The following is a 21,623-nucleotide window of genomic DNA, read 5'->3' on the forward strand; positions in this document are numbered from 1 at the left end:
TCAGGTGAGCAGGGTGGACGGGTCGCGTTCCGGCGGGCCGGCGGGCCACCAGTGGCCGTCGTGCTCGGTGAAGGGGTACCAGCGGCCGTCGCGGCCGTAGCGGACCTGGCGGGGGCCGAGGGTCCAGCGGTTGCGCCAGCTCTCCAGCTGGGGCGGCGGGTCGCCGTCCCAGCCGGACTCCAGCAGCGCCTGGGCCCTGGCCAGGTCCTGGCGGGCCGGGGTCCAGGGGGTTTCGAGCACGTCGAGCCCGGGGGCGCCGCCGTACCGCCAGGCCTGGACGGCGGCGTCCAGGCCCAGGTCCAGGCCGCGGTCGAGGTCGTGCTCGGCGGCCAGGCGGACGCGGTCCTGGTACTCGGTCAGCGGTTCCAGGTGGCCGTGCAGCAGGATCTGGCGGGCGCGGGCGGCGGCGGAGGCGGCCAGCACGGCCAGGGCGGCCACGTCCACGCCGGGTGCGGGGTCGAGGGCGAGGGGGGTGAAGGCGGTCTCCCGCGGGGGCGGTTCGGGCAGCGGCGGCTCGCCGAGCGCGAACGCCTGCGCGGCGGGCACCCCGCCGCAGGCGTCCGGCTCGGTGGTCGCGCCGCCGGGCGCGCGGGCGGGGGGCGGGAGGGGCAGGTCGCGGTTCTGCAGGGCCTCGATCAGCTCCTGTTCGCCGCGTCCGCGCAGCAGCAGCAGGACGAACGGGTCGCCGTCCAGCAGCCAGGACGCCTGGTAGCACAGGGCGGCGGCGTGCTTGCAGGGGTGTCCCCAGTCGGGGCAGGAGCATTCGGGCTCCAGGTCGCCGACGGTGGGCAGCAGCGGCACGGCGGCGTCCTCGGCGGCCTCGACCAGGTCGTGCGGGACGTCGCGGTCGAGCAGGGCGGCGATGTGCCCGGCCTTGGCGGCGACCTGGTCGAGGAAACGTTCCCAGGCGGCGTCGGTGAGCTGCTCGACGCGGACGACGGTGTCGTACTCGTGCTCGGTGACGGCGGCCAGCCGGCCGGGGCTGACGGTGATCGGCCCGACCTGGCCGGTCTTGGCGTAGGCGCGGCCCTTGCGCAGCAGGGTCTGGTCGAGCGAGGTGTCCTCCAGGGCCTTGATCCACGCCTGGCCCCACCAGGTGGTGGCGAAGCGGGCGCCGGCGCGTTGCGGGGGGAAGGCGGCGAATCCGCGTACGGCGGTCATCTGAGCTCCACGAGTGCGGCGAGTTCGGCGTCGGTCAGCTCGGTGAAGGCGGCCTCGCCTGAGGCCAGGACGGCGTCGGCGAGCGAGCGCTTGGCGCCGAGCATGGCGGCGATGCGGTCCTCGATCGTGCCTTCGGCGATGAGCCGGTGCACCTGGACGGGCCTGGTCTGGCCGATGCGGTAGGCGCGGTCGGTGGCCTGGTCCTCCACGGCGGGGTTCCACCAGCGGTCGTAGTGGATGACGTGGTCGGCGCGGGTGAGGTTCAGGCCGGTGCCGGCGGCCTTGAGGGAGAGCAGGAAGACGGGGACGTGGCCGTCCTGGAAGCGGGCGACCATCTCCTCGCGTCGGGCGACCGGGGTGCCGCCGTGCAGCAGCTGGTTGGCGACGCCGCGGCCGGACAGGTGGCGTTCCAGGAGCCTGGCCATGGCGACGTACTGGGTGAACACCAGCACGGCGCCGTCCTCGGCGACGATCGTGTCGACGAGTTCGTCGAGCAGTTCCAGCTTGCCCGAGCGGCCGGTCAGGCGGGGGGACGATTCGTGCAGGTAGTGGGCCGGGTGGTTGCAGATCTGTTTGAGCCCGGTCAGCAGTTTGACGATCAGGCCGCGCCGGGCCATGCCCTTGGCGTTCTCGATCTGGGTCATGCTCTCGCGGACGACGGCCTCGTACAGGGCGGCCTGTTCGGTGGTGAGGGGGACGGGCCGGTCGGTCTCGGTCTTGGGCGGCAGTTCGGGGGCGATGCCGGGGTCGCTCTTGCGGCGGCGCAGCAGGAACGGCCCGACGAGCCGGGCCAGCCGGGCGGCGGTGTCGGCGTCGCCGGACTCGACCGGTTTGGCCCAGCGGGCCCTGAAGCGGGTCAGGGGGCCGAGCAGTCCGGGGGTGGTCCAGTCGAGGATGGCCCACAGTTCGGACAGGTTGTTCTCCACGGGGGTGCCGGTGAGGGCGACGCGGGCGCCGGCGGGGATCTCGCGCAGCGCCTTGGCGGTGCTGGAGGCGGGGTTCTTGACGTGCTGGGCCTCGTCGGCGACCAGCAGCCCCCAGGGGTGGGTGCCCAGTGTGGCCGCGTCCAGGCGCATGGTGCCGTACGTGGTGAGCACGAAACCGTCGTCGGCCAGCGTGCGGGCGTTGCCGTGGTAGCGGCGGACCGGGACGCCGGGCGCGAACTTGGTGATCTCGCGTTCCCAGTTGCCCAGCAGCGAGGCGGGGCAGACCACGAGGGTGGGGCCGGTGCCGGCGCGGTGCAGGTGGAGCGCGATCAGGGTGATGGTCTTGCCCAGGCCCATGTCGTCGGCCAGGCAGCCGCCGAGGCCGAGCGAGGTCATCCTGGCCAGCCAGCGCAGCCCCTGGAGCTGGTAGTCGCGCAGGGTGGCGGCCAGGCCGGGCGGCGCCGGCACGGGTTCGGGGTCGGTGAGCCGGTCGCGCAGGTCGGCGAGCCAGGCGGTGGGTTCGACGGTGATCTGTTCGGGTTCGTCCCCGCCGTCGATCTCGACCGTGCCGGTCAGGGCCGCGCCGAGCGCCTGCAGGCCGGTCAGGGGCTTGAGGTCGCGCTGGCGGGCCTTGCGGGCCAGCGCGGGGTCGATGAGCACCCATTGGTCGCGCAGCCGTACGACGGGCCGGTGGGACTCGGCCAGCAGGTCCATCTCGGCGGCGGTCAGCGGGGCGCCGCCGAGCGCGAGCCGCCAGTTGAAGCTGGTCAGGTGGTGGCCGCCGAGGAAGGAGGGCAGGTCGGAGGGCGCGCTGTCGCGTTCGCCGACGACGGCCTGGGCGCTGAGGCCGCGGACCAGGGAGCGCGGCCAGTGGACCTCGACGCCGGCGGCGGCCAGCCGGTCGGCCACGCCGGTCAGCAGGTCCGCCACGTCGCCGTCGGTGAGGGCGAGCTCGTCGGGCACGGCGTGCTCCAGCAGCCGTTCCAGGCGGGGCCAGGAGCGGGCGGCGCGGCGCAGGGCGAGGGTGACCTCGATCCTGGCGCGCAGGCCGAACCCGGGGTCGCGGCCCTGCCACAGGTCGGCGGCGTCCACGACGAGCGAGGGGTCGGCCAGGCCGTGCACCTGGACGACGGCCCGGAACTCGGCCTGGGCCAGGTCGTCGGCCTCCAGCCGGAGCGAGAGCCGCACGCCGGAGTCGAGCCCCGCCGAGACCTCCTCGGCCCAGGGCCGCAGGTGGGGCACCTTGACGGGCTTGACGGCGGCGAAGGCGGTGGTGCCGGTGGCGCGTACGGCTCCGGGCGAGCGCGGCATGGCGTCGGCCACGGCGTCGAGGAAGGCGCGCACCAGAGGCTCGGCGTCGGGCAGCAGCAGGTCGCCCACGGGGATGGCGCGGGCGGCGGCGGGCATGGCCGCGGCCAGCTCGCGCACGCGGCGGGCGTCGGCGGCGTCGAGGGGGCCGGCGCGCCAGGAGTCGTGGCCGTCGGGTGAGACGGCGGGCAGGATGCGGCCGCGGGTGACGAGTTGGAGGGCGACCAGCGCGACGGCGCCCCAGAAGCGGGTGGCCGGGTGGGCGGCGGCGTCGGCGCGGGCCCTGGCCAGCACGGCGACGGCGTCGGCGACGGGGATCTCGGTGACGGCGCGCTCGCGCGCGCGAGGTTGTCCGTCGTCGTCCGGTTCGATCACGGTGGCCGTGCCGTCGCCCTGGTCGTCGAGGAAGACCAGGTGGCCGGACCTGGGGGGATCGCCGGGACGGAAGATCGCTGGGTGTCGCGCCAGATCCGGAAGAGCACTCATAGGCCGTACAGTGTACGGTACATCGGGGTGTGGTTTACCACAGAGCACATCGGCCGTCCGCCTCATTACCGCCATAACGGATCATTCGTAGCCTGGGGGACATGACGGATTGGTTGATTGCGTTGATGGAGAACCTCGGCGCCTTCGGGGCCGGGCTGGCGATCATGCTGGAGAACCTGTTCCCGCCGCTGCCCAGCGAGGTGATCCTGCCCCTGTCCGGCTTCACCGCCAGCAGGGGCGAGCTGGACCTGCTCGACGTGCTGGTGTGCACGACGCTCGGCTCGGTGGTCGGCGCGCTGGCCCTGTACGGGGTGGGCGCGCTGCTCGGCCGCGAGCGCACGCTGGCCATCGCCGCCAAGCTGCCCCTGGTCAAGGTGACCGACATCGAGAAGACCGAGGCGTGGTTCCTGCGGCACGGCCGCAAGACCGTGTTCTTCGGCCGGATGATCCCCATCTTCCGCAGCCTGATCTCCGTGCCGGCGGGGGTGGAGCGCATGCCGCTGGTGACGTTCACCCTGCTCACGACGGCCGGCAGCGCCATCTGGAACACCATCTTCGTGGTTGCGGGATACTTTCTCGGCGAGAACTGGTCGCTGGTCGAGGCGTACGTGGGGATCGGCACCTACGTGGTGATCGGCCTGGTGGCGCTGGCGATCGCGGTCTTCGTCGCGGTACGGCTGACGGAACGGCGTAAGGGAAGGCATGCGAACCGCCGCTGAGGGGCTGAGGGTGCTGGGCGCGGTGGTCCTGGGAGGGCTGACCGCCCTCGCCGGCGCGCTGTTCCTGCTGCTCACGCTGCCCTTCCTGGGGCGGCCGCGGGTGCGGGCGCTGGCGGCGGGGCTGGCCGGGTTCGAGGCGCGCCGCCTGCGCCTGGACACCGCCGCGCTGGACGCGTTGTCCGGTTGGGACACCCGGCCGGCGCGCTATCTGGCCGCCAGGATCCCGGCCGGGGTGCTGGGCGGGCTGGTGGTGGCGCTGCTGGTCCTCGGCGCGCGCGCCGGGATCCTGCTGCTGGGGGCCTGGGCCCGCGGCGAGCCGTACGACGGGATGACGCCGACGCCGCCGCTGGTGCTGTACTTCCTGGTGGGCGGCTGCGTGTTGCTGTTCATCGCCGTGTCGGGGCTGGTGGGGGTGCACGCGCTGGAGCGGCGGCTGGCCGGGCGGCTGCTGGGGCCCGACCGTACCGAGGCGCTGGAGCGCCGGATCGCCGAGCTGGCCGAGAGCCGGGCCGGGATCGTGGCCGCGGTCGACTCCGAGCGCCGCCGGATCGAGCGTGACCTGCACGACGGGCTGCAGCAGCGCCTGGTGGCGCTGTCGATGCTCATCGGGCGGTCCCGGCGGGGGCGTCCGGAGCTGCTGGAGCAGGCGCACGAGCAGGCCCAGCAGGCGCTGGCCGAGCTGCGCGAGGTGGCCTGGCGGGTCTACCCGAGCGGGCTGGACTCCCTCGGGCTGGGCGAGGCGCTGGCCGGGGTGGCCGAACGCGCGGGCGTGCCGGTCAAGGTGGTGTGCGACCTGCCGAGCCGGCCGCCGATGGCGGTGGAGACGGCGGCGTACTTCGTGGTGAGCGAGGCGGTGACCAACGCCGCCAAGCACGCGGCCGCCACGATGGTGACGGTCGAGGTCAGACAGGAGGACGACAGGGTGCTCGTACGGGTGAGCGACGACGGCACGGGCGGCGCGCGCGCCTCGGGAGGCGGCCTGTCGGGGCTGGCCCGGCGGGTGGCGGCGCTGGACGGCGCTTTCGAGGTGGTCAGCCCGCCCGGCGGCCCGACGACGGTGGCGGCGGGGCTGCCGTGCGGGTGATCCTGGCCGAGGACTCCACGCTGCTGCGCGAGGGTCTGGTCCGCCTGCTGGGCGAGGAGGGCCACGAGGTGCCGGCCGCCGTGAGCGACGGCGAGGCCCTGGTGGCGGCGGTGGCCGAGCACGCCCCCGACGTCGTGGTGGTGGACGTGCGCATGCCGCCGACCCACACCGACGAGGGGCTGCGGGCGGCGCTGGAGATCCGGCGGCGCTGGCCGCAGGTCAAGGTGCTGGTGTTGTCGCAGTACGTGGAGAAGCGGTACGCCACCGAGCTCATGAGCGCCGACGTCGAGGGCGTGGGCTATCTGCTGAAGGACCGCGTGGCGCAGGTCGGCGACTTCCTGGACGCGCTGGAGCGGGTGGCGGCGGGCGGGGCGGCCTTCGACCCGGAGGTGGTGCGGCAGTTGCTGGCCCGTACCACGCAGGTCGATCCGCTGGCCCGGCTGACCGCGCGCGAGCGGGAGGTGCTGGAGCGCATGGCCCAGGGCATGACCAACGCCTCGATCGCCGGGCAGCTGCACGTGTCGCAGAGCGCGGTGGAGAAGCACGTCAACTCGCTGTTCGACAAGCTGGGCCTGTCGCACGCCAGCGGGTACAGCCGCCGGGTGCTGGCCGTCCTGCACTTCCTGAAGTCCTGAAGGGGTCTTCGTGCGTCCGCGCGTCTTCCGGCACGAGGACCTGCCGCGGCTGCGGCAGGTCCTGTCGGGGTGGATCGCCGAGGCCGGGCGGTGCGGCTACGACCACGCCGGTGAGCTGCCGCACCGGGTCTATGACAACCTGCGCGACCGCCGTCCGGCCGCCGAGCTGGTCCGGTTGTGGGAGGACGCCGGCGGCCTGGCCGGGATCGCGATCCTGCTGCGGTTCGGCTGCGCCTTCGACGTCTTCGCCGCGCCCCGGCTGCGCGGCGGGCCGGCGGAGCTGGACATGCTGGAGCAGGCGGCCGCCGCCACCGCGCGCCGGATGGACCCGGGCGAGCGGTACGTGCTGACCGACGTCCTCGACTGCGACGCCGCCCGGATCGGGCTGCTGGGGCGGGCCGGATTCGCGCGGTTCCGGGTGTGGGACCACGTCAACGAGCGCGACCTGCGCGGCCCGCTGCCCGAGCCGGGCGCGCCGGCCGGGTTCGAGGTGCGGCACGCCGTGCCGCAGGACGCGCCGGGCCTGGCCGAGGCGCGTAACGCGGCGTTCGGCGACGACTGGACCGGGCCGCTCTACCGTTCGGCGGTGATGGAGCGGCCCGGCTACGACCCGGCCGACGAGATCGTGGTCCAGGCGCCGGACGGCCGGATCGCGGCCTTCGCGGTCGGCTGGCTCGACGGGCGCAACGCGACCGGTCACTTCGAGCCGGTCGGCACGCATCCGGCGTTCCAGCGGCGGGGCCTGGCGCGGGCGGCGATGCTGCACGCGATGCGCCGCATGCGGGCGGCGGGCATGACGGCGGTGACGGTGAACCACGACGCCGACAACGTGGCCGCCCGCGAGCTGTACCGTTCGCTGGGTTTCGTCCGCCGGCACGAGACCTACGGCTACCGCCGTCCGGCCGGCTGATCGGCCTGCTTGCCGTCGATCCGGCCCAGGGGGTGGGGGGCCGCTTCCAGGGCGGCGCGGGCGGCGGGCCAGGCGGGGTCGCCGGGGTGCAGGGCGGTGCGCAGGTAGGCGGTGGTGAGCCGCTGCAGCAGGGCCAGGCGTTCGGGGCTCTCGTCGGTGGTCTCGGCGACGTGGTGTCCGGCGACGCCGCCGAGGGTGTGCTCGGCGCCGAACAGCGTCAGCAGGCTCTTGTCGCCGGGGCTGTGGCGGTAGCCGTCGGTGAACCAGTCGGGTCCGCGCGTCGACAGGGGTGAGTCGTCCTTGTCGCCGGCGACCAGCAGGGCCGGGGTGGTCATGAACTCGAAGGCGGGGTTCATGAAGGGGAAGTGCTCGGCGGCGAACGGTGACAGGTCCCGGCCGCCGGTGCCGGGCAGGGCGAGCAGCACGCCGGCCGTGACGCGCGGGTCGGACAGGTCCTCCTCCGGGTGGCCGTGGGCGTCCAGGATGCGGGCGCCGAGGAGCATGCTTGCGCTGTGGGCTCCCCAGGAGTGGCCGGCGACGGCGACGCGGCCGTGGTCCAGGCGTCCGGCCAGGCCGGGCAGGGCTTTCTCCAGGACGTCGAGGCCGTCGATGACGCGCTTGAGGTCTTCGACCCTGATGCGCCAGATGTGGGGGGTGCGGGGGTCGTCGGCGGGGAGGGCGAGCGTGCGGGAGTCGAGGTGGGTGGGTTGCAGGACGGCGAAGCCGTGGGCGGCCCAGCAGTCGGCGAGGGGGGCGTAGCCGTCCATGGACCAGCCGTGGCCGTGGGACAGGACGACGACGGGCAGGTGGTCGCCGGTGGCGGGGGCCGAGACGCGGACCTGGAGATCCTGGCCCCGTCCGGGGGCGGGCAGGACGACCGGCCGGACCGACACGACGGGGGCGGTGGGCGATGCGGGCATGGTGATGCCTTCCGGGTGGAGTTGCCGCAGGTGGGCGTGGGAGAGGGCAGGGCTTGGCCGTCGGGCCTTCGCTCTGGCATGATGTGGAAGCGGGACCGTGTCCCGTTTTCGACGATACGGGACCGTGTCCCGTTTAGCAATCCGACCCTGGGAGGACCGGCGTGGAGGAGTCGCGGCCGAAACGGGCCGACGCGCGGCGCAACGAGGAGAACCTGCTGCGCGCGGCCGCCGCGGTGTTCGTCGCCTCGGGCGTGGAGGCGCCGATCCGCGACATCGCGGCCGAGGCCGGCGTCGGCACCGCCACGATCTACCGCCATTTCCCCACGCGGGCCGACCTCGTCATCGCCGTCTACCGCCACCAGGTGGAGTCCTGCGCGCAGGCCGGTCCGGCCCTGCTGGCCGCCGGCCCGAGCCCGTACGCGGCGTTGCGGGAGTGGATCGGGCTGTTCGTCGACTTCCTGGTCACCAAGCACGGGCTGGCCGCGGTGCTGCAGCCGGACAACACCGGTTTCCAGGCGCTGCACGCCTACTTCCTGGACCGCCTGGTGCCGGTGTGCGCCCAGCTGCTGGAGGCCGCGGCGGCCGCCGGCGAGATCCGCGGCGATCTGGACGCCTTCGGGCTCATGCGCGGCGTGGGCAACCTGTGCATCGGGGCCGAGGCCGATCCCCGCTACGACGCCCGCCGCCTGGTCGGGCTCCTGGTCGCCGGGCTCGGCCGGGAAGGAAGACCTTAAGAGATCCGTAAGCCGGTCCGGCGAGACTTCAGGCACATCCCGAGACGCATGGAGAACCATCATGAGGAAGATCAGCGCGAACCTGTTCATCTCGCTCGACGGCGTCGTCCAGGACCCGGCGGACTGGCACTTCCCGTACTTCAACGACGAGATGGGCGCGGCGGTGACGGCGCAGATGGCCGACACGCTGCTGCTGGGGCGCGAGACGTACGACAGCTTCGCCGGGGCGTGGCCCGAGCGCGAGGCGGCCGGCGGCGAGGACGCCGACTTCGCCAGGACGATCGGCGACGCGCGCAAGATCGTGGTCTCCCGCCAGCCGCTGGAGTTCACCTGGCGCAACTCCGAGCTGCTGCAGGGCGACCTGGTCAAGGGCGTGACGGCGCTGAAGGCCGAGCCGGGCGGCCCGATCGCGATCAGCGGCTCGGTCTCGGTGGTGCGGCAGCTCCTGGCCGCCGGGCTGCTGGACGAGCTGCACCTGCTGGTGCACCCGATCGCGGTGCGCAAGGGCGAGCGGCTGTTCGACGAGGGCGACAGCTCGATCCCGCTGGAGCTGGTCAGCTCGCAGACGTTCGCCACGGGCGTGCTGTACCTGGTCTACCGGCCGGCCGGGGCGGCCGGTGAGGGCTCCTACGATGACGCCAAGACCCACCTGCCCCAGGACGTCCGGTAACGCGCTCCGCCTGTTGCCACAGGCCCGGCCTCGCCTTCTGCGGCGGGCCGGGCCTGTCGTGCGCGCGGGGTCAGCGGGTCAGGGGGTCAGCAGGTCGTCCAGTTCGGCTGCGAAGAGCAAGGCGGGGTCGAAGCCCATGCCGGCGAAGTGGCCGGCCAGTTCCAGGGACAGCACGCCGTGGATCCGGGTCCAGAAGCTGAGGGCCCGGTGCAGGACGGCGGGCGGCGCGGGGTGGTCGCCGGCCCAGTCGCGGTGGGCGGCCAGGTGGTGGTCGAGCTGGGTTTCGGGGTGCCGGGGCGGGGCGGCCGAGGCGGCGTCGAGCAGGAGGGTCATGATCTGGGATGAGATGGCGGTGATGTCGTCGGGGGCGTGGTAGCCGGGGACGGGGGTGCCGTAGATGAGCAGGTAGCGCTGGGGGTCGCGCAAGGCCCAGCCGCGTACGGCGTGAGCCAGCCCGGCCAGCCCGCCCCCTTCGGCGGCCTTCTCGGCGGTTGAGCGGAGGGTGTCGGCGAGGCTGCGGTAGGCGTCGCGGATGAGTTCGGTGATCAGCTCGTCACGGTTGGCGTAGTAGCGGTAGAGCGCGGGGCCGCTCATGCCCATCTGCTTGGCGATCGCGTTGAGGGACAGCGCGGAGGCCCCCGTCGTGGCGATCTGCTGCCAGGCGTGTTCCTTGATCTCGGCACGGATCTGGGCGCGGTAGCGCTCGCGCGGGGTCGCCGTGCCGGTGTCCGCCATGCCGTGCCGCCTTCCGCCGCTACACCCAAGAGATTTAGTTAGAGGCTATCACGAACGTTGTTGACACTCCTTTCTCTGTGCGGTTATAACTTCTAACGAACGCATGAGCTTCTAGCCGTTCGCATCCGTCCAGGTGAAGGGAACGTCATGACCACGTACCAGCCGTCCACCCGTCCCGGCCGGAGTACGCCGGTGGCGGTGAGCGTCGCGCACCCCGCCTTCGCCGTGCTGATCGTGGCCGCCTGCGCCGTGCTCGTCGCGGCCATCGTGCGGGCCGGACGGCGCTGACGGCATCCCCGGCCTGGCCGCCCTTTCTTCGATCCCTCAACGAGAGGAACACCATGTTCAGCAACGTCCGCGTCGCCTCGATCCTGATCCCGCTCGCCGTGGCCGGCGTCCTGGCGGGCAACGTCCCGGCCGCCCACGCCGCCGCCGGGGCGGCCCAGTGCCGGGGGGAGGGGGTCGACGCCGCCGCCCGCATCCGTTACCGGGCCGACATCGTCATCAAGGCTCCGCTGAGCAGGATCTTCGGCCTGCAGACGCGGGTGGAGCAGTGGCCCGACTGGCAGCAGCCCGTCCTGTCCAGCAAGCGCCTGGACCACGGCCCGCTGCGTCCCGGCTCGTCGTGGCGGTGGACCACGCCCGCTCCGGCCACCGCCACCACCCCGGCCACCACCATGCACATCACCTCCACCCTCCGGCACGTCAAGCGCGAGGCCTGCCTGCTGTGGAGCGGCCCGGCGGTCGGCACGGGCGTGCGCATCGACCGGGGCGTGCACCTGTGGACGTTCACCGAGGTCAAGGGCGGTGTGCGCGTGCACACCGAGGAGACCTGGACCGGCGGCCAGGTCGAGGCCGACGTGGCCACCGCCACCAAGCTCCTCGGCGCGGGGCTGGAGGCATGGCTGCGCGACCTGAAGGCCGCCGCGGAGTCCCGCTGACCGCCCGCGCGATGTGACGGGCGCCACTGTCCCCGGATGTCACGCGGCGGCGGCGACCGGCGTCTGGTGCGTGTGGCAAGGTCGAGAACCGACAGGCGGGAGCACGAGATGGACACCAGCGTCGAACCGGCGGACCAGGCGGACCAGGCCGACAGCGCGACCCGGACGTTCGTCGAGCATCGCAACCTGCTGTTCACCGTCGCCTACGAGATGCTGGGCTCGGCCGCCGACGCCGAGGACATCCTGCAGGAGACCTGGCTGCGGTGGGCGTCGGTCGAGCTGGAGTCCGTGCGTGACCGGCGCGCCTTCCTGGTCCGCATGGTCACCAGGAAGGCGCTGACGCGGCTGCGCACGATGCGCCGGCGCAAGGAGTCCTACGTCGGGCCGTGGCTGCCCGAGCCGCTGCTGACCTCGCCGGACGTGGCCGAGGACGTCGAGCTGGCCGAGAGCGTCTCGATGGCGATGCTGCTGGTGCTGGAGACGCTCCATCCCACCGAGCGCGCGGTGTTCGTGCTGCGCGAGGTGTTCGGCCTGGAGTACGACGAGATCGGCGAGGCCGTCGGCAAGACCCCGGCGACGGTGCGGCAGATCGCCCACCGCGCCCGGGGGCATGTGGCCGCACGCCGTCCCCGGGCGAGCGTGTCGGCCGAGCAGGCGCGTCAGGCGCTGGCGGCCTTCCAGAGCGCGATCGAGACCGGCGACCTGCAGCGTCTGCTCGACCTGCTGGCTCCTGACGTCGTCCTGCTCACCGACGGCGGTGGCGTGGTGCGGGCGGCGCTGGCGCCGATCGAGGGTGCGGCCACGGTGGCCGGGGTGCTGTCCAGGCTCGCCGGGACGGCCCGTCTGCGCCCGGCCCACGTCAACGGCCATCCGGCGCTGCTCGTCGACCTCGACGGCGAGATCGACAGCGTCGTGGCGATCCGCCTGGACGGCGGCCTCATCAGCGGCCTGTACGCCGTGCGCAACCCCGGCAAGTTGTCGCGGATCGGGCATGAGACCGTCGTGAGCCGCTGACGGGCCGCGGGGAAATCCGGGTGCGGCAGCCGTCTGTCGTCGCCGATCATGCCCGGTATGGAAGCGTGTGTGTTCTGCGAGATCGTCGCCGGGCGGGCCGTGGCCAGCGTGGTCTACGGCGACGACGACGTCCTGGCGATCCTCGACCTCCATCCGGCCACGCCCGGTCACGTCCTGGTGATCCCGCGCGCGCACGTCGCCGGCCTGGCCGAGGCCGGTGACGCGGTCGGCGGGCCGATCTGGCGGGCGGCCCGGCGGGCGGCCCGGCGGGTGGCGGCCGCGCTGCGGGCCTCGGGGCTGCGTTGCGAGGGGGTGCGGCTGTCGCTGGCCGACGGCGAGGCCGCCGGTCAGGAGGTCTTCCACCTCCACCTGCACGTGGTGCCGCGCTTCGCGGGCGACGGCGTGGTGGTCGGCGCCGAGTGGCGCAGCCGCTCGCGCGCCCGGCTCGACCAGGACGCGGCGCTGATCCGTGCCGCTCTGCCGCGCTGACCCGCCCGCCGCCCCGTTGGCCCGCTGACCTGGGGCTGGCCGCGGGAGCGGCGACGGGCGCCGAGGCGGGTGCGGCCTGTTGTTATGCTCCCCGCATGTTCCGCGAGGCCCGGCTTGACGACTTCGAGCACATCGTCGGCCTCTACCGGCAGTTGCAGCCGGATGACCCGGAGGTCGTGGACGGGTCGGATGCGGCGGTCTTCCGGCAGATCCTCGCATCCCCCGCGCTGCGTCTCTTCGTACTGGAACTGGACGGGGCCGTCGTCGCGACGACCTACCTCAACGTGATCCCCAACCTCACCCGGTCGGCCTCGCCGTACGCCGTGATCGAGAACGTCATTGTCGAGGCGTCCCGGCGGGGCACCGGGGTGGGCAAGCAGATCATGGCCGCCACCCTCCAGGCCGCGTGGGAGGCCGGCTGTTACAAGGCGATGCTGATGACGAGCTCGCGCCGGCCTGCGACCCACGCCTTCTACCGCGCCTGCGGCTTCTCCGGCGACGCCAAGCACGCGTACGTGGCCCGTCCCTCCTGACGGCCCGCCGCCCGAGGCCGGGCGCGCCGGTCACAGGGAGCGTTCGAGGAAGCCGAGGATCGTGCGGGCCAGGGTGACGCGGTGGTCCGACAGGGCGTGGTCGGTGGGGAAGAGGTGGTCTTCGAGGCGTTCGACCGGGTGTGCCCGGTAGGCGGCGACCAGGGGCTCGTGGTGCACTTCGTGCGGCGTGACGACGTCGTGGCCGGTGCCGGCGAGCAGCACGGGGCGGCCGGCCAGCCGGGGCGCGAGCCGGGCCAGGCGCCAGGCGTCGCCGTTCGCCTCCATCTCCTCGACCAGCGCCTGCCCGCTGGTGCCGCGCAGGGGGGCCAGCTCGCCGTCGAACGCCTTGACGTACCCGGCGCGTACCTCGGCGTCGGCGCGGCACAGCGCGGCGGCCACGCCCAGGTCGAACGCGGCGACGGAGGCGACGGCGGTCACGGACGGGGCCGCCGCGGCCGTCGTCAGCGCCGCGAACCCGCCCATGCTGTGGCCGACCAGCGCCAGGCGCCGCGGGTCGAGCCGGTGCGCGGCGGCGAGGCCGGGCAGGGCGGCGACGACGACGGCGGCGTCCTCCAGCACGTGCCCCCAGGACCAGGTGCCGCCCACGCCCCATGATCCGCGGTAGTGGAACACCAGGGCGGCGTAGCCGGCGCGGCGCAGCGTCTGGGCGAGGTCGAAGTTGCGCTCGTTGCCGGGGAATCCGTGCAGCAGCACGACGACGGGGTGCGGGCCGCGTCCGGCGGGCAGGTGCAGCACGCCGAGCAGGCGCTCGCCGCCGCTGTCGAACGTCACGTGCGGCGTGGTGGCCGGGAAGTCGGGGTCGCGCGGCGAGTCAGCGGCAAGCGGGTCAGACATGGGTGAACTCCCCGAGATCGAACCGATCGGTACGACCCGAGACGTTAGCAGCCGATCGAACCGACCGGTACTATCCAAGCCATGCCCGTGGCCAAAGGCTCCACGATCGACCCCGCCCGCACCCGCGCCGCCATCCTGAGCGCCGCCACCGACCTGCTGTACGAGCGTGGGCTCGACGGCATCGGCGTCGCCGGGCTGTGCGCCGGGATCGGCATCTCCAAGGAGACCCTGTACCGGCACTTCGGCACCAAGGAGGGCCTGGTCGAGGCCATGCTGCGGGAGCGCAGCGACCGGGTCGCCCGCTGGCTGGCCGGCCGGGTCGAGGCCGCGGGCGACGATCCGCGCGCCCAGCTGGCCGCGGTGTTCGACGCGCTGCGGCAGTGGTACGCCGACCCGGGCTTCCGCGGGTGCGCCCTGCTGAACGCCGCCGCCCAGCACCACGCCGACCCCGTACGGGCCATCACCGCCCGCCACCTGGACCGCTACCTTGAGCTGCTGACCGGAATCGCCGAACGTGCCGGGGCCGGCGATCCAGGGCTGGTGGGGCGGCAGCTGCTGATGCTGGTCGAGGGCGCGACCGTCGTCGCGGCCCATCATGACAGCGCAGCGGCCGCCGACCACGCCCTCCAGGCCGCCCTGACCCTCCTGTCCGCCACAACCCCCTGAACGCTCCCCGCCCCTGGAAGCCCTTCCACCTAAGGTCGGAACGTTCCCCGCGACCGACACCGAAGCCGTTCCGCGACTGATCCAGAGCGTTCCGGGGCGACCCACGACCGGAGACCCGTCCACCGGCGAGCCGTTCCCGCAGCCTCACACGGGCACCCCATCCGGGGGGAGGCCGCATGGGTGTGCCCTCAGGCCCGCCTCTGGGGCATCCTCGCCACTCCAGGCCAGGAGGCATCCTCTGACCTGTGGCGCGGATCTCCGCCCGTCGCGATGGCGGCACATGCCCTGAGGGCCGCCCCCAGCGCCCTCGGCCCGAGAGCCGCCGCCCGGCCAGGGGGGTGCGCAGATTCGCTTCCTCCCGAAGGGGGCGCCCCGCGCCGGAGCCTTGCTGGTTCTACCGCTCCGTTCCTCCGTCACGCAGCCCTCACCTTCCGGCCCGGCCATCACGTGCCCAGCAGGCCCGAACGCGCACTTCGGACAACGGAAGTCGTCTTGACAATTTCATTTGTCGGTGGGAAGGTTGAGGCACCTCAGGAACTCAAGGAGCGACAATCATGCGAAAGATCACCGCGGGCCTGTTCATCTCCCTCGACGGCGTCGTCGAGGCCCCCGACACCTGGCACTTCCCGTACTTCAACGACGAGATGGGCCAGTCGGTCGGCGCGCAGATGCAGGCCGCCGACGCCATGCTGCTGGGCCGGCACACCTACGAGGAGTTCGCCGGATACTGGCCGCACCAGGACCCCGAAAAGGAGCCGATGGCCGAGGCGATGAACTCCTCGACCAAGTACGTCGTCTCCACCACGCTGACCTCTCCGTCCTGGCAGAACACCGAGGTCGTGAGCCTGGCCGACCTGGCGGCGTTGCGCGAGGGCCCCGGCGGGAACATCTCGGTCGTCGGCAGCGGCACCCTGGTCGTCTCGCTGCTGCGCGAGGGCCTGCTCGACGAGCTCAACCTGCTGCTCCACCCGATCGTCGTCGGCTCGGGCAAGCGACTGTTCGACGACGCGCGCGAGCAGATCCCGCTCACCCTGACCACCTCCACCACCTTCAGCACCGGCGTGCTGAACCTGATCTACACGAGGGCGTGACATGGCCGCCAAGACCGTCACCGACAAGCTGCTCGTCAAGCCGGCGACCACCGTATGGGTCTCCGACCCCGCCCATCGGCCGCTCCTGGGGCCGCTGCCCGAGGGCACCCGCGAGGCCGGATCCGTCAAGGAGGCGGACGTCGCGCTGATCTTCGCCTCCGACGCCGCCGCGGCCCGCCGGATCCTGGACGAGCACCGCGACGAGATCACCGCGCCGCCCGTGGTCTGGGTGGCCTACCCCAAGGGCAACAAGTCCGACATCAATCGCGACACACTGTGGCCCATCGTCGGCGAGTACGGGCTGCGTCCCAACGGCCAGGTCGCGGTGGACGAGACGTGGTCGGCGCTGCGCTTCCGCGCACTGAAGGACGGCGAACCTCCCTTCACGGGCGGCCGCAGCTGACCCCAGCCACCACCCGCCTGACCGGTCAGGCGGACAGGTCGCCGCCCAGCACCAGCAGCAGCTGCTCGTCCTCGCCGTGCCGGACCGTGCCGGCGCGCCGGAACCCGTGGCGTTCCAGCAGCCGTACCGAGCCGGTGTTGCCCGCGAAGGGGTCGGCGTACAGGGGCCTGGTCTTCTCCTCCGCCAGGAACAGCCCCAGAGCCGCGGTGCCGACGCCGCGCCCCCAGAAGGGGCGGCCCAGCCAGTAGCCGACGAACCGCCGCTGGCCCTCCCACCAGGACACCACGTTCCCGGCCACCTCACCCCCGACCGTGACCGTGCGCACCAGGACGGTGGGATCGCCGAGCACCCGGGTGGTCCAGTGGGTCATGAAGGCCACCCGCTCGCGAGGGGCGAACCTGGACCGCCGGACGGCCTCCTCGTCGTGCTCGTGCTCCAGGAACACCTCCAGATCGGCCTGCAGGACGGGCCGCAGCCGCACGTCATCGCTCATGCCCGCCGAGTGTGCCACCAGGCACCGACAGTTCCGGCGGACACGCCTCCCGCGCCGCCGTTTCCCTCACCCAACGTGATCGCAGCCCTGCCTTTGGGCTGCTGACCGGGGATTTTACCCGGCCATCGAGCTTCACGGAGAGTGACATGGGGTAGTCACGGTGCAGAGTCGCCCGCTCGGGCAGGAAGGAGGAGCGCATGACAGCCACAGCCGTCAGCGGGCCGGAGGCCGTCGTCGAGGTGCCGACGGTCACGCTCGCCGGCGGCGGAGTCGCGGCTCGGGCCGCGACGGGCACGGGCACGTCCCCGGTCAGGGCCGCGAGCCGCTGCGGTCACCACGGTCACCCCGACGGTCACCCCCATGACGCGGGGCCGGCCGTTGTCCGCAGCGCAACCGCGTACCACCCGGCCGGCCGGCCCATGCCGTACCCCACCGCGTACGGCATGGCCGGCCACGGCGGGAGCTCCTCGCCGGGGTCGTGATCCCGATGCCGGTCCCGCCGCCGGGTCTGACTTCCCCAGTCCTCAGCCCGGCGGCGGGACCTTCTCATGCCCATCCCAGCGCCCGCGCCGGGTTCGTCCGGCCGGATCATGAGCACGTATCTCATGTCCTGAAGGACGGCACACGAGGAGGCCAGGGATGAGACCGGTGTACGCCGGTGCGGCGGTGGAGGTGGCCGCGCGGCCGGAGGAGGTGTTCGCGCTGATCACCGACTGGCCGCGGCACAGCGAATGGATGTTCATGACGTCGGCGCGCGAGGTGGGCGAGCACCGGGTGGAGGCCTACACCGGGGTGCGGCCGGTGGGGTTCCTGGACACGATGACGATCGTGGCCTTCGAGCCGCCGTCGTACGTGCTGATGGAGCACACCGGGCGGCTGGTGCGCGGGCGGGGCGCGATCCGGGTGCGGCCGTGGCGGGGCGGCAGCCGGGTGATCTGGGCCGAGGAGCTGCTGCTGCCGCTGGGCGCGGCGGGCCGGGCGTTGTGGCCGTTGGGACGTCCGGTGGTGACGGCCCTGGCCCGGCATTCGCTGCGCAGGCTGGCGCGCCTGCTGGAGGCGCCGGCCCGTTAGGTGGCGTCGTGGACGACCAGAGCCAGTTGCACCCGGTTGTCCAGGCCCGCCTTGGTCAGGACGCGCGAGATGTAGCCCTTGACGGTGCCCACGCTCATGTGCAGCTCACCGGCGATGACCGCGTTGGGCTTGCCCTGCCCGACGGCGAGCGCCACCTGGCGCTCCCGCTCGCTGAGGGCCGACAGCACGCGGCGGGCCTCGGCGCGCCGCAGGTCGTCCTCCTCGGGCATCAGGTGGGCGATCAGGCGGCGGGTGACGCTGGGCGACAGGCTGGGCTCCCCGGCCGCCACCCGTTTGACGGCCTCGACGATGCCTTCGGGCGGGGTGTCCTTGAGCAGGAACCCGCCGGCTCCGGCGCGCAACGCCCGGAAGACGTGCTCGTCGGCGTCGAAGGTGGTCAGGATGATGACCTGCGGGGCGCCGGTGCGGGCGCGCAGCCGCCGGGTGGCCTCGATGCCGTCGAGGCCGGCCATGCGGATGTCCATCAGCACCACGTCGGGGGAGTGCTCGGCGACCGCGGCCTGGACCTGCCCGCCGTCGGCCACGGCCCCGACCACGCGCAGGTCGGGTGCGCCTTTGAGCATCAGGGTCAGGCCGGTGCGGACGAGCGCGTCGTCGTCGACGATCAGCACCCGGATCGGGCCGGGCTCACTCCGCGACTCCTCCACGGGGCCATGGTAGCCGTGCGGCCAGCCGGAACCCGCCGTCGCCGGCCGGTCCGCGGTCCAGCCTGCCGCCTGCCAGGGTGACGCGTTCCTCCAGGCCGGCCAGCCCCGCCCCGGCGCCGGTGTCGGCCAGTTCCACCCGCGGCCCGGCGGGCGGCGGGTTGCGCACCTCGACGGTCAGCTCCCGGCCGGCCGTGCCGCGCACCTCGACGGTGACGGTCCGGCCGGGGGCGTGCTTGCGGGCGTTGGTCAGGCCCTCCTGGACGACGCGGTAGGCGGTGCGCCGGGTCGGCTCGGGCAGGTCGGCGAAGCGTATGCCGTGTTCGCGCAGGTCGATGCGCATCCCGGCCCGCCGTGACTCCGTCACCAGCGGCTCCAGCCCGGCCGGCGGTTCCTCGGCGGAGGGCCGCTCGGCCGGGGCGGGCTGGGCGCCGGGGTGCCGGCGCAGCACGCCGATGACGCCGCGCAGCTCCTGCAGCGCCTGGTGGGCGCTGGCGCGGATGACCTCGGCCGCCTCGGCGACCTCGGCGGGCGTGGCGGCGGCGTTGAAGCGCAGCGCGCCGGCGTGCACGGCCAGCAGCGACAGCCGGTGGGCCAGCACGTCGTGCATCTCGCGGGCGATGTCCAGGCGTTCGGCGCGGCGCGCCTCCTCGGCGCGTTGCCGCTGATCGGCCTCGGCGCGCCGGGCGCGCTCGGCCAGCGAGGCCAGCAGTTGCCGGCGGGTCCTGGCCAGGATGCCCCAGCCGGTGACCGCCCCGCCGAACAGCACCGCGACCAGCGCCCACACCGGGTACGGCGCCAGCCCCGGCGGCCGCAGGGCGAACCTGGCCAGCGAGGCGGCCACCCACGCCGCGCCGACGGCCACGGCCGCGGGCGGACGCCGGCGGAGCGCGACGACCAGCGTGGCGATCCCGGCGGCGACCGAGGCGGCGGCGGCCGGGATCGCCAGCGCGACGGCGGCCAGCCCGGCTGCCACCGGACGGCGGCGGCACCACCACAGCGCCGCGCACGCCGCCGCGCCGCCGATCACGTCGGCCCACACGTACCAGCGGGGCGTGCCGGGCGCGAGGTCTCCCCACGCCACCGAGACGGCGCCGGCCAGGGCGAGCACGACCCCTCCGGCAACCGCGACCCGCTCCCGCCGCGACCGCCCGCCCTGAATCTCGTCGCCCGTCTGCGGGCTGTTCGCCCCGAACACCATGGCCGATCGTAGCCCGCACCCGCCGTGCCGGGCGGCAACCGTGGTCACCGGCCGTGGCAACCAAAGTCGTGCCCGGGGCGCGACCGCGGTGGCCACGGACCGGCCGCAAGGCAGCAGCGCCGCCCCCGCGCGTGAGGGGAACGTGGGGGCATGGTCTCCCTTCAGGCACGCGGCCGGTGGGCCGCGCTCGTCCTGGCCGGGCTCACCCCGGTCGTCGCCGAGCTCACGCTGGGCAATCCGCCGCTGCGCCAGGCGTGGCTGCTGCTGGTGTGGACGCCGATCTACGGCGCGGGCACCGTCCTGATCCGCGAGCTGGTACGCCGTGCCGGTCGCGGGTGGGGGTCGGTGCTGCTGCTGGGGGCGGCGTACGGGATCGTGGAGGAGGGGCTGGCGCTGCAGGCGCTGACCAGCCCCACCCTGTACGGCGCGGCGGGGTGGGCGCCGCGTGTCCTGGGCCTCAACAGCGCCTACACCGAGCTGAACATCCCCTACCACGCGGTGTTCAGCGTGGCGCTGCCGATCCTGCTGGCCGACCTGCTGTTCCCGGCGCTGCGCCACCGCCCCTATCTGGGGCGGGCCGGGCTGGTGGTGGCGGGCGTGGTGTTCGTGCTGGGCGTGCTGCTGCTGCGCTGGACGGCGGCCTTCATGGACCCCGGCTACCTGGCGCCGTGGCCGGTGCAGGCGGGGCTGCTGCTGGCGGTGGCGGCGCTGGCCGTCCTGGCGTTGCGGGTCGTCCCGCCGCCGCCGGCCGGGTCGGCGCGGGCGGCCGGGGGTCCGGCGGGCGTGCCCGCTCCGGCGCCGGTGGCGGTGGGGGCAGGGGTCGTCGCGTTCGGGTATCTGGCGCTGCTGTTCCCCTTCGGCGGGGCCCGGCATCCGGCCTTCACCCAGGGCGGCTGGGTGGCGGCGCCGATGGCGGCCGCGGCGCTGCTGGCCGTGGTGGCCGCGCTGCTGGTACGGCGGTGGGCGGCGCACGGCGGCTGGGGCGACCGGCACAGCCTGGCGCTGGCGGGCGGCGCGCTGATCGGGCACACCGCCTTCGGCGTGCTCGCCAACGGCCAGACGGCCGCCGACCGGGTCTCGCTCACCGTGCTCGGCCTGGTGACGGCCGCTCTCCTGGCGCTGCTGGCCCGCCGTACGGGCCGACTCACACCGCCGGCCGGTACGCGCTGACCCGCAGCGCCCGTACGGACTGACGTTCAGCGGGCCGCGGCGGCGGGCTGAGCGTGGCGCTGCACGGCGGCGGCGAACGCGGCGATCAGCGGGTGCGGACGCCGCCCGTCGCCGGCCAGCTCCGGCTGGAACAGCGTGCCGACGAAGAACGGGTGGCCGGGCAGCTCGGCCACCCGCACCATGCCGTCCTCGGCGTGGCCGGAGAAGACGAGCCCATGCTCGGTCAGCGTCCCACGGTAGGCGTCGTTGAGACCGTAGGAGCAGCTGTAGGCCTCGACGATGGACGTGGTGCCCATGATCTGCTCGATCCGCGAGCCGGGGGTCAGGCGCACCAGCCCCTCGTGCCCGGCCAGCGAGCACGACAGCGGCTCCAGCAGGAACGCCCCGGCGCCGGGGGTGTTCTCGGCGTGCTCGACGTCCAGCCCGCACACGTTGCGGCCGTACTCCAGCAGCATGTGCTGGAAGCCGCCGCAGGTGCCCAGGAACGGGATGCGCCGCTCGCGGGCGGTGCGGGCGGCGTTGACGGCGCCGGCCTCGCTGGCGTACGGGCTGCCGGGCATGATCCAGATGCCGTCGAAGCCGTCGAGGTCGTCGGCCTCGGTGGTGGGGATCCAGTAGGGGTCCAGGGCGATGCCGTCGCGTTCGCGCAGCGCCTCGATCAGGCGGGGGACGCGGGCGTGGGACCGGACGCCGGGTGAACGGTCTGCGACCAGGGCGATTCTCATGCCTCCCATCGTGACCTC

26 protein-coding genes are annotated in these 21,623 nt (G+C 73.9%); 17 read left to right on the forward strand and 9 right to left on the reverse strand.

What is annotated here, in order from left to right:
• Both ACFYUV_RS32515 and ACFYUV_RS32520 read right to left on the reverse strand, forming a co-directional pair.
• A complete protein-coding gene (locus tag ACFYUV_RS32515) occupies nt 1–1,161 on the reverse strand; it encodes an SWIM zinc finger family protein (RefSeq protein ID WP_387675099.1) in 1,161 nt (386 codons plus the stop codon).
• On the reverse strand, nt 1,158–3,881 hold the full coding sequence (locus tag ACFYUV_RS32520; protein WP_387675102.1) for a DEAD/DEAH box helicase: 2,724 nt from the start codon (nt 3,879–3,881) through the stop codon (nt 1,158–1,160). Before ACFYUV_RS32520 ends, ACFYUV_RS32515 begins: the two co-directional genes overlap by 4 nt.
• Nucleotides 3,882–3,982: 101 nt before the next feature.
• On the opposite strand from ACFYUV_RS32520, the gene ACFYUV_RS32525 reads away from it, so the two are divergent.
• Genes ACFYUV_RS32525 through ACFYUV_RS32540 form a run of 4 tightly spaced genes read left to right on the forward strand, consistent with a single transcriptional unit; the run spans nt 3,983 to nt 7,229 of the window.
• The gene (locus ACFYUV_RS32525) at nt 3,983–4,600 is read left to right on the forward strand and encodes a DedA family protein (RefSeq protein ID WP_387675105.1); all 618 of its coding nucleotides are present in this window, start codon (nt 3,983–3,985) and stop codon (nt 4,598–4,600) included.
• Complete coding sequence (locus ACFYUV_RS32530) at nt 4,584–5,684, forward strand: sensor histidine kinase (protein ID WP_387675108.1); 1,101 nt, start codon at nt 4,584–4,586, stop codon at nt 5,682–5,684. Before ACFYUV_RS32525 ends, ACFYUV_RS32530 begins: the two co-directional genes overlap by 17 nt.
• The gene (locus tag ACFYUV_RS32535; RefSeq protein WP_358286771.1) at nt 5,675–6,319 is read left to right on the forward strand and encodes a response regulator transcription factor; all 645 of its coding nucleotides are present in this window, start codon (nt 5,675–5,677) and stop codon (nt 6,317–6,319) included. Before ACFYUV_RS32530 ends, ACFYUV_RS32535 begins: the two co-directional genes overlap by 10 nt.
• 10 nt (nt 6,320–6,329) lie before the next feature.
• The gene (locus tag ACFYUV_RS32540; protein ID WP_387675111.1) at nt 6,330–7,229 is read left to right on the forward strand and encodes a GNAT family N-acetyltransferase; all 900 of its coding nucleotides are present in this window, start codon (nt 6,330–6,332) and stop codon (nt 7,227–7,229) included.
• On the opposite strand, the gene ACFYUV_RS32545 is transcribed toward ACFYUV_RS32540, so the two are convergent.
• A complete protein-coding gene (locus ACFYUV_RS32545; protein ID WP_387675113.1) occupies nt 7,208–8,149 on the reverse strand; it encodes an alpha/beta hydrolase family protein in 942 nt (313 codons plus the stop codon). The two genes, ACFYUV_RS32540 and ACFYUV_RS32545, sit on opposite strands and share 22 nt — an antisense overlap.
• 161 nt (nt 8,150–8,310) lie before the next feature.
• On the opposite strand from ACFYUV_RS32545, the gene ACFYUV_RS32550 reads away from it, so the two are divergent.
• Nucleotides 8,311–8,883 carry a TetR/AcrR family transcriptional regulator gene (locus tag ACFYUV_RS32550; protein ID WP_387675115.1) on the forward strand — a complete coding sequence of 191 codons (573 nt, stop codon included), beginning with the start codon at nt 8,311–8,313 and terminating at the stop codon, nt 8,881–8,883.
• 61 nt (nt 8,884–8,944) lie between these two features.
• Complete coding sequence (locus tag ACFYUV_RS32555; RefSeq protein WP_387675116.1) at nt 8,945–9,553, forward strand: dihydrofolate reductase family protein; 609 nt, start codon at nt 8,945–8,947, stop codon at nt 9,551–9,553.
• A 78-nt stretch (nt 9,554–9,631) separates the two neighbouring features.
• Here the strand turns inward: ACFYUV_RS32555 and ACFYUV_RS32560 are convergent, their stop codons facing one another.
• Entirely contained in the window at nt 9,632–10,288 is a 657-nt protein-coding gene (locus ACFYUV_RS32560) for a TetR/AcrR family transcriptional regulator (protein WP_387675118.1), read from the reverse strand.
• Nucleotides 10,289–10,435: 147 nt separating this feature from the next.
• On the opposite strand from ACFYUV_RS32560, the gene ACFYUV_RS32565 reads away from it, so the two are divergent.
• The 5 genes from ACFYUV_RS32565 (at nt 10,436) to ACFYUV_RS32585 (ending at nt 13,265) form a co-directional block, all read left to right on the forward strand.
• Nucleotides 10,436–10,576 carry a hypothetical protein gene (locus ACFYUV_RS32565; RefSeq protein ID WP_387675121.1) on the forward strand — a complete coding sequence of 47 codons (141 nt, stop codon included), beginning with the start codon at nt 10,436–10,438 and terminating at the stop codon, nt 10,574–10,576.
• Nucleotides 10,577–10,629: 53 nt separating this feature from the next.
• Nucleotides 10,630–11,229: an SRPBCC family protein gene (locus ACFYUV_RS32570; RefSeq protein ID WP_387675124.1), complete on the forward strand. Its 600-nt coding sequence runs from the start codon at nt 10,630–10,632 to the stop codon at nt 11,227–11,229.
• Nucleotides 11,230–11,337: 108 nt separating this feature from the next.
• Nucleotides 11,338–12,243 carry an RNA polymerase sigma-70 factor gene (locus ACFYUV_RS32575; RefSeq protein ID WP_387675126.1) on the forward strand — a complete coding sequence of 302 codons (906 nt, stop codon included), beginning with the start codon at nt 11,338–11,340 and terminating at the stop codon, nt 12,241–12,243.
• A 57-nt stretch (nt 12,244–12,300) separates the two neighbouring features.
• A complete protein-coding gene (locus ACFYUV_RS32580) occupies nt 12,301–12,732 on the forward strand; it encodes an HIT family protein (protein WP_387675129.1) in 432 nt (143 codons plus the stop codon).
• Between the two features lie 95 nt (nt 12,733–12,827).
• Nucleotides 12,828–13,265: a GNAT family N-acetyltransferase gene (locus ACFYUV_RS32585; protein ID WP_387675132.1), complete on the forward strand. Its 438-nt coding sequence runs from the start codon at nt 12,828–12,830 to the stop codon at nt 13,263–13,265.
• Nucleotides 13,266–13,295: 30 nt separating this feature from the next.
• Here ACFYUV_RS32585 and ACFYUV_RS32590 read toward each other — a convergent pair whose 3' ends face one another.
• Nucleotides 13,296–14,120 (reverse strand): alpha/beta hydrolase family protein, encoded by an 825-nt coding sequence (locus ACFYUV_RS32590; RefSeq protein WP_387675135.1) that lies wholly within the window; start codon nt 14,118–14,120, stop codon nt 13,296–13,298.
• Nucleotides 14,121–14,201: 81 nt separating this feature from the next.
• On the opposite strand from ACFYUV_RS32590, the gene ACFYUV_RS32595 reads away from it, so the two are divergent.
• From ACFYUV_RS32595 to ACFYUV_RS32605, 3 genes are all read left to right on the forward strand, one after another.
• Nucleotides 14,202–14,786, forward strand: a complete 585-nt coding sequence (locus tag ACFYUV_RS32595) for a TetR/AcrR family transcriptional regulator (RefSeq protein ID WP_387675138.1) — start codon at nt 14,202–14,204, stop codon at nt 14,784–14,786.
• Nucleotides 14,787–15,340: 554 nt separating this feature from the next.
• Nucleotides 15,341–15,877: a dihydrofolate reductase family protein gene (locus tag ACFYUV_RS32600; RefSeq protein WP_387675140.1), complete on the forward strand. Its 537-nt coding sequence runs from the start codon at nt 15,341–15,343 to the stop codon at nt 15,875–15,877.
• 1 nt (nt 15,878) lies between these two features.
• A complete protein-coding gene (locus ACFYUV_RS32605) occupies nt 15,879–16,280 on the forward strand; it encodes a hypothetical protein (RefSeq protein ID WP_387675143.1) in 402 nt (133 codons plus the stop codon).
• A 25-nt stretch (nt 16,281–16,305) separates the two neighbouring features.
• On the opposite strand, the gene ACFYUV_RS32610 is transcribed toward ACFYUV_RS32605, so the two are convergent.
• The gene (locus ACFYUV_RS32610) at nt 16,306–16,773 is read right to left on the reverse strand and encodes a GNAT family N-acetyltransferase (RefSeq protein WP_387675146.1); all 468 of its coding nucleotides are present in this window, start codon (nt 16,771–16,773) and stop codon (nt 16,306–16,308) included.
• 197 nt (nt 16,774–16,970) lie between these two features.
• Here ACFYUV_RS32610 and ACFYUV_RS32615 point away from each other — a divergent pair, with 197 nt between their 5' ends.
• Both ACFYUV_RS32615 and ACFYUV_RS32620 read left to right on the forward strand, forming a co-directional pair.
• The gene (locus ACFYUV_RS32615; protein WP_387675149.1) at nt 16,971–17,255 is read left to right on the forward strand and encodes a hypothetical protein; all 285 of its coding nucleotides are present in this window, start codon (nt 16,971–16,973) and stop codon (nt 17,253–17,255) included.
• Nucleotides 17,256–17,412: 157 nt separating this feature from the next.
• The gene (locus tag ACFYUV_RS32620; RefSeq protein WP_387675152.1) at nt 17,413–17,844 is read left to right on the forward strand and encodes an SRPBCC family protein; all 432 of its coding nucleotides are present in this window, start codon (nt 17,413–17,415) and stop codon (nt 17,842–17,844) included.
• Here ACFYUV_RS32620 and ACFYUV_RS32625 read toward each other — a convergent pair.
• Both ACFYUV_RS32625 and ACFYUV_RS32630 read right to left on the reverse strand, forming a co-directional pair.
• Nucleotides 17,841–18,512: a response regulator gene (locus ACFYUV_RS32625; RefSeq protein ID WP_387675155.1), complete on the reverse strand. Its 672-nt coding sequence runs from the start codon at nt 18,510–18,512 to the stop codon at nt 17,841–17,843. The two genes, ACFYUV_RS32620 and ACFYUV_RS32625, sit on opposite strands and share 4 nt — an antisense overlap.
• Complete coding sequence (locus ACFYUV_RS32630; RefSeq protein WP_387675158.1) at nt 18,493–19,710, reverse strand: sensor histidine kinase; 1,218 nt, start codon at nt 19,708–19,710, stop codon at nt 18,493–18,495. Before ACFYUV_RS32630 ends, ACFYUV_RS32625 begins: the two co-directional genes overlap by 20 nt.
• Before the next feature lie 150 nt (nt 19,711–19,860).
• Between ACFYUV_RS32630 and ACFYUV_RS32635 the strand changes: the two genes are divergently transcribed.
• Nucleotides 19,861–20,880: a hypothetical protein gene (locus ACFYUV_RS32635; protein WP_387675161.1), complete on the forward strand. Its 1,020-nt coding sequence runs from the start codon at nt 19,861–19,863 to the stop codon at nt 20,878–20,880.
• 26 nt (nt 20,881–20,906) lie between these two features.
• Here ACFYUV_RS32635 and ACFYUV_RS32640 read toward each other — a convergent pair whose 3' ends face one another.
• The gene (locus ACFYUV_RS32640) at nt 20,907–21,605 is read right to left on the reverse strand and encodes a gamma-glutamyl-gamma-aminobutyrate hydrolase family protein (protein WP_387675163.1); all 699 of its coding nucleotides are present in this window, start codon (nt 21,603–21,605) and stop codon (nt 20,907–20,909) included.
• Nucleotides 21,606–21,623 lie beyond the last annotated feature (18 nt).

This window comes from Nonomuraea sp. NPDC003560 (assembly GCF_042878785.1).
GTDB lineage: Bacteria > Actinomycetota > Actinomycetes > Streptosporangiales > Streptosporangiaceae > Nonomuraea.

Excerpts from the sequence above, each read along its gene's own strand:
- ACFYUV_RS32525 (WP_387675105.1), top strand. The coding sequence starts at position 3,983 with ATGACGGATTGGTTGATTGCGTTGATGGAGAACCTCGGCGCCTTCGGG.
- ACFYUV_RS32515 (WP_387675099.1), bottom strand. The coding sequence starts at position 1,161 with ATGACCGCCGTACGCGGATTCGCCGCCTTCCCCCCGCAACGCGCCGGC.
- ACFYUV_RS32605 (WP_387675143.1), top strand. The coding sequence starts at position 15,879 with ATGGCCGCCAAGACCGTCACCGACAAGCTGCTCGTCAAGCCGGCGACC.
- ACFYUV_RS32595 (WP_387675138.1), top strand. The coding sequence starts at position 14,202 with ATGCCCGTGGCCAAAGGCTCCACGATCGACCCCGCCCGCACCCGCGCC.
- ACFYUV_RS32570 (WP_387675124.1), top strand. The coding sequence starts at position 10,630 with ATGTTCAGCAACGTCCGCGTCGCCTCGATCCTGATCCCGCTCGCCGTG.
- ACFYUV_RS32585 (WP_387675132.1), top strand. The coding sequence starts at position 12,828 with ATGTTCCGCGAGGCCCGGCTTGACGACTTCGAGCACATCGTCGGCCTC.
- ACFYUV_RS32610 (WP_387675146.1), bottom strand. The coding sequence starts at position 16,773 with ATGAGCGATGACGTGCGGCTGCGGCCCGTCCTGCAGGCCGATCTGGAG.
- ACFYUV_RS32615 (WP_387675149.1), top strand. The coding sequence starts at position 16,971 with ATGACAGCCACAGCCGTCAGCGGGCCGGAGGCCGTCGTCGAGGTGCCG.
- ACFYUV_RS32630 (WP_387675158.1), bottom strand. The coding sequence starts at position 19,710 with ATGGTGTTCGGGGCGAACAGCCCGCAGACGGGCGACGAGATTCAGGGC.
- ACFYUV_RS32635 (WP_387675161.1), top strand. The coding sequence starts at position 19,861 with ATGGTCTCCCTTCAGGCACGCGGCCGGTGGGCCGCGCTCGTCCTGGCC.
- ACFYUV_RS32580 (WP_387675129.1), top strand. The coding sequence starts at position 12,301 with ATGGAAGCGTGTGTGTTCTGCGAGATCGTCGCCGGGCGGGCCGTGGCC.
- ACFYUV_RS32530 (WP_387675108.1), top strand. The coding sequence starts at position 4,584 with ATGCGAACCGCCGCTGAGGGGCTGAGGGTGCTGGGCGCGGTGGTCCTG.
- ACFYUV_RS32545 (WP_387675113.1), bottom strand. The coding sequence starts at position 8,149 with ATGCCCGCATCGCCCACCGCCCCCGTCGTGTCGGTCCGGCCGGTCGTC.
- ACFYUV_RS32520 (WP_387675102.1), bottom strand. The coding sequence starts at position 3,881 with ATGAGTGCTCTTCCGGATCTGGCGCGACACCCAGCGATCTTCCGTCCC.
- ACFYUV_RS32640 (WP_387675163.1), bottom strand. The coding sequence starts at position 21,605 with ATGAGAATCGCCCTGGTCGCAGACCGTTCACCCGGCGTCCGGTCCCAC.
- ACFYUV_RS32575 (WP_387675126.1), top strand. The coding sequence starts at position 11,338 with ATGGACACCAGCGTCGAACCGGCGGACCAGGCGGACCAGGCCGACAGC.
- ACFYUV_RS32590 (WP_387675135.1), bottom strand. The coding sequence starts at position 14,120 with ATGTCTGACCCGCTTGCCGCTGACTCGCCGCGCGACCCCGACTTCCCG.
- ACFYUV_RS32620 (WP_387675152.1), top strand. The coding sequence starts at position 17,413 with ATGAGACCGGTGTACGCCGGTGCGGCGGTGGAGGTGGCCGCGCGGCCG.
- ACFYUV_RS32565 (WP_387675121.1), top strand. The coding sequence starts at position 10,436 with ATGACCACGTACCAGCCGTCCACCCGTCCCGGCCGGAGTACGCCGGTG.
- ACFYUV_RS32600 (WP_387675140.1), top strand. The coding sequence starts at position 15,341 with ATGCGAAAGATCACCGCGGGCCTGTTCATCTCCCTCGACGGCGTCGTC.
- ACFYUV_RS32555 (WP_387675116.1), top strand. The coding sequence starts at position 8,945 with ATGAGGAAGATCAGCGCGAACCTGTTCATCTCGCTCGACGGCGTCGTC.
- ACFYUV_RS32560 (WP_387675118.1), bottom strand. The coding sequence starts at position 10,288 with ATGGCGGACACCGGCACGGCGACCCCGCGCGAGCGCTACCGCGCCCAG.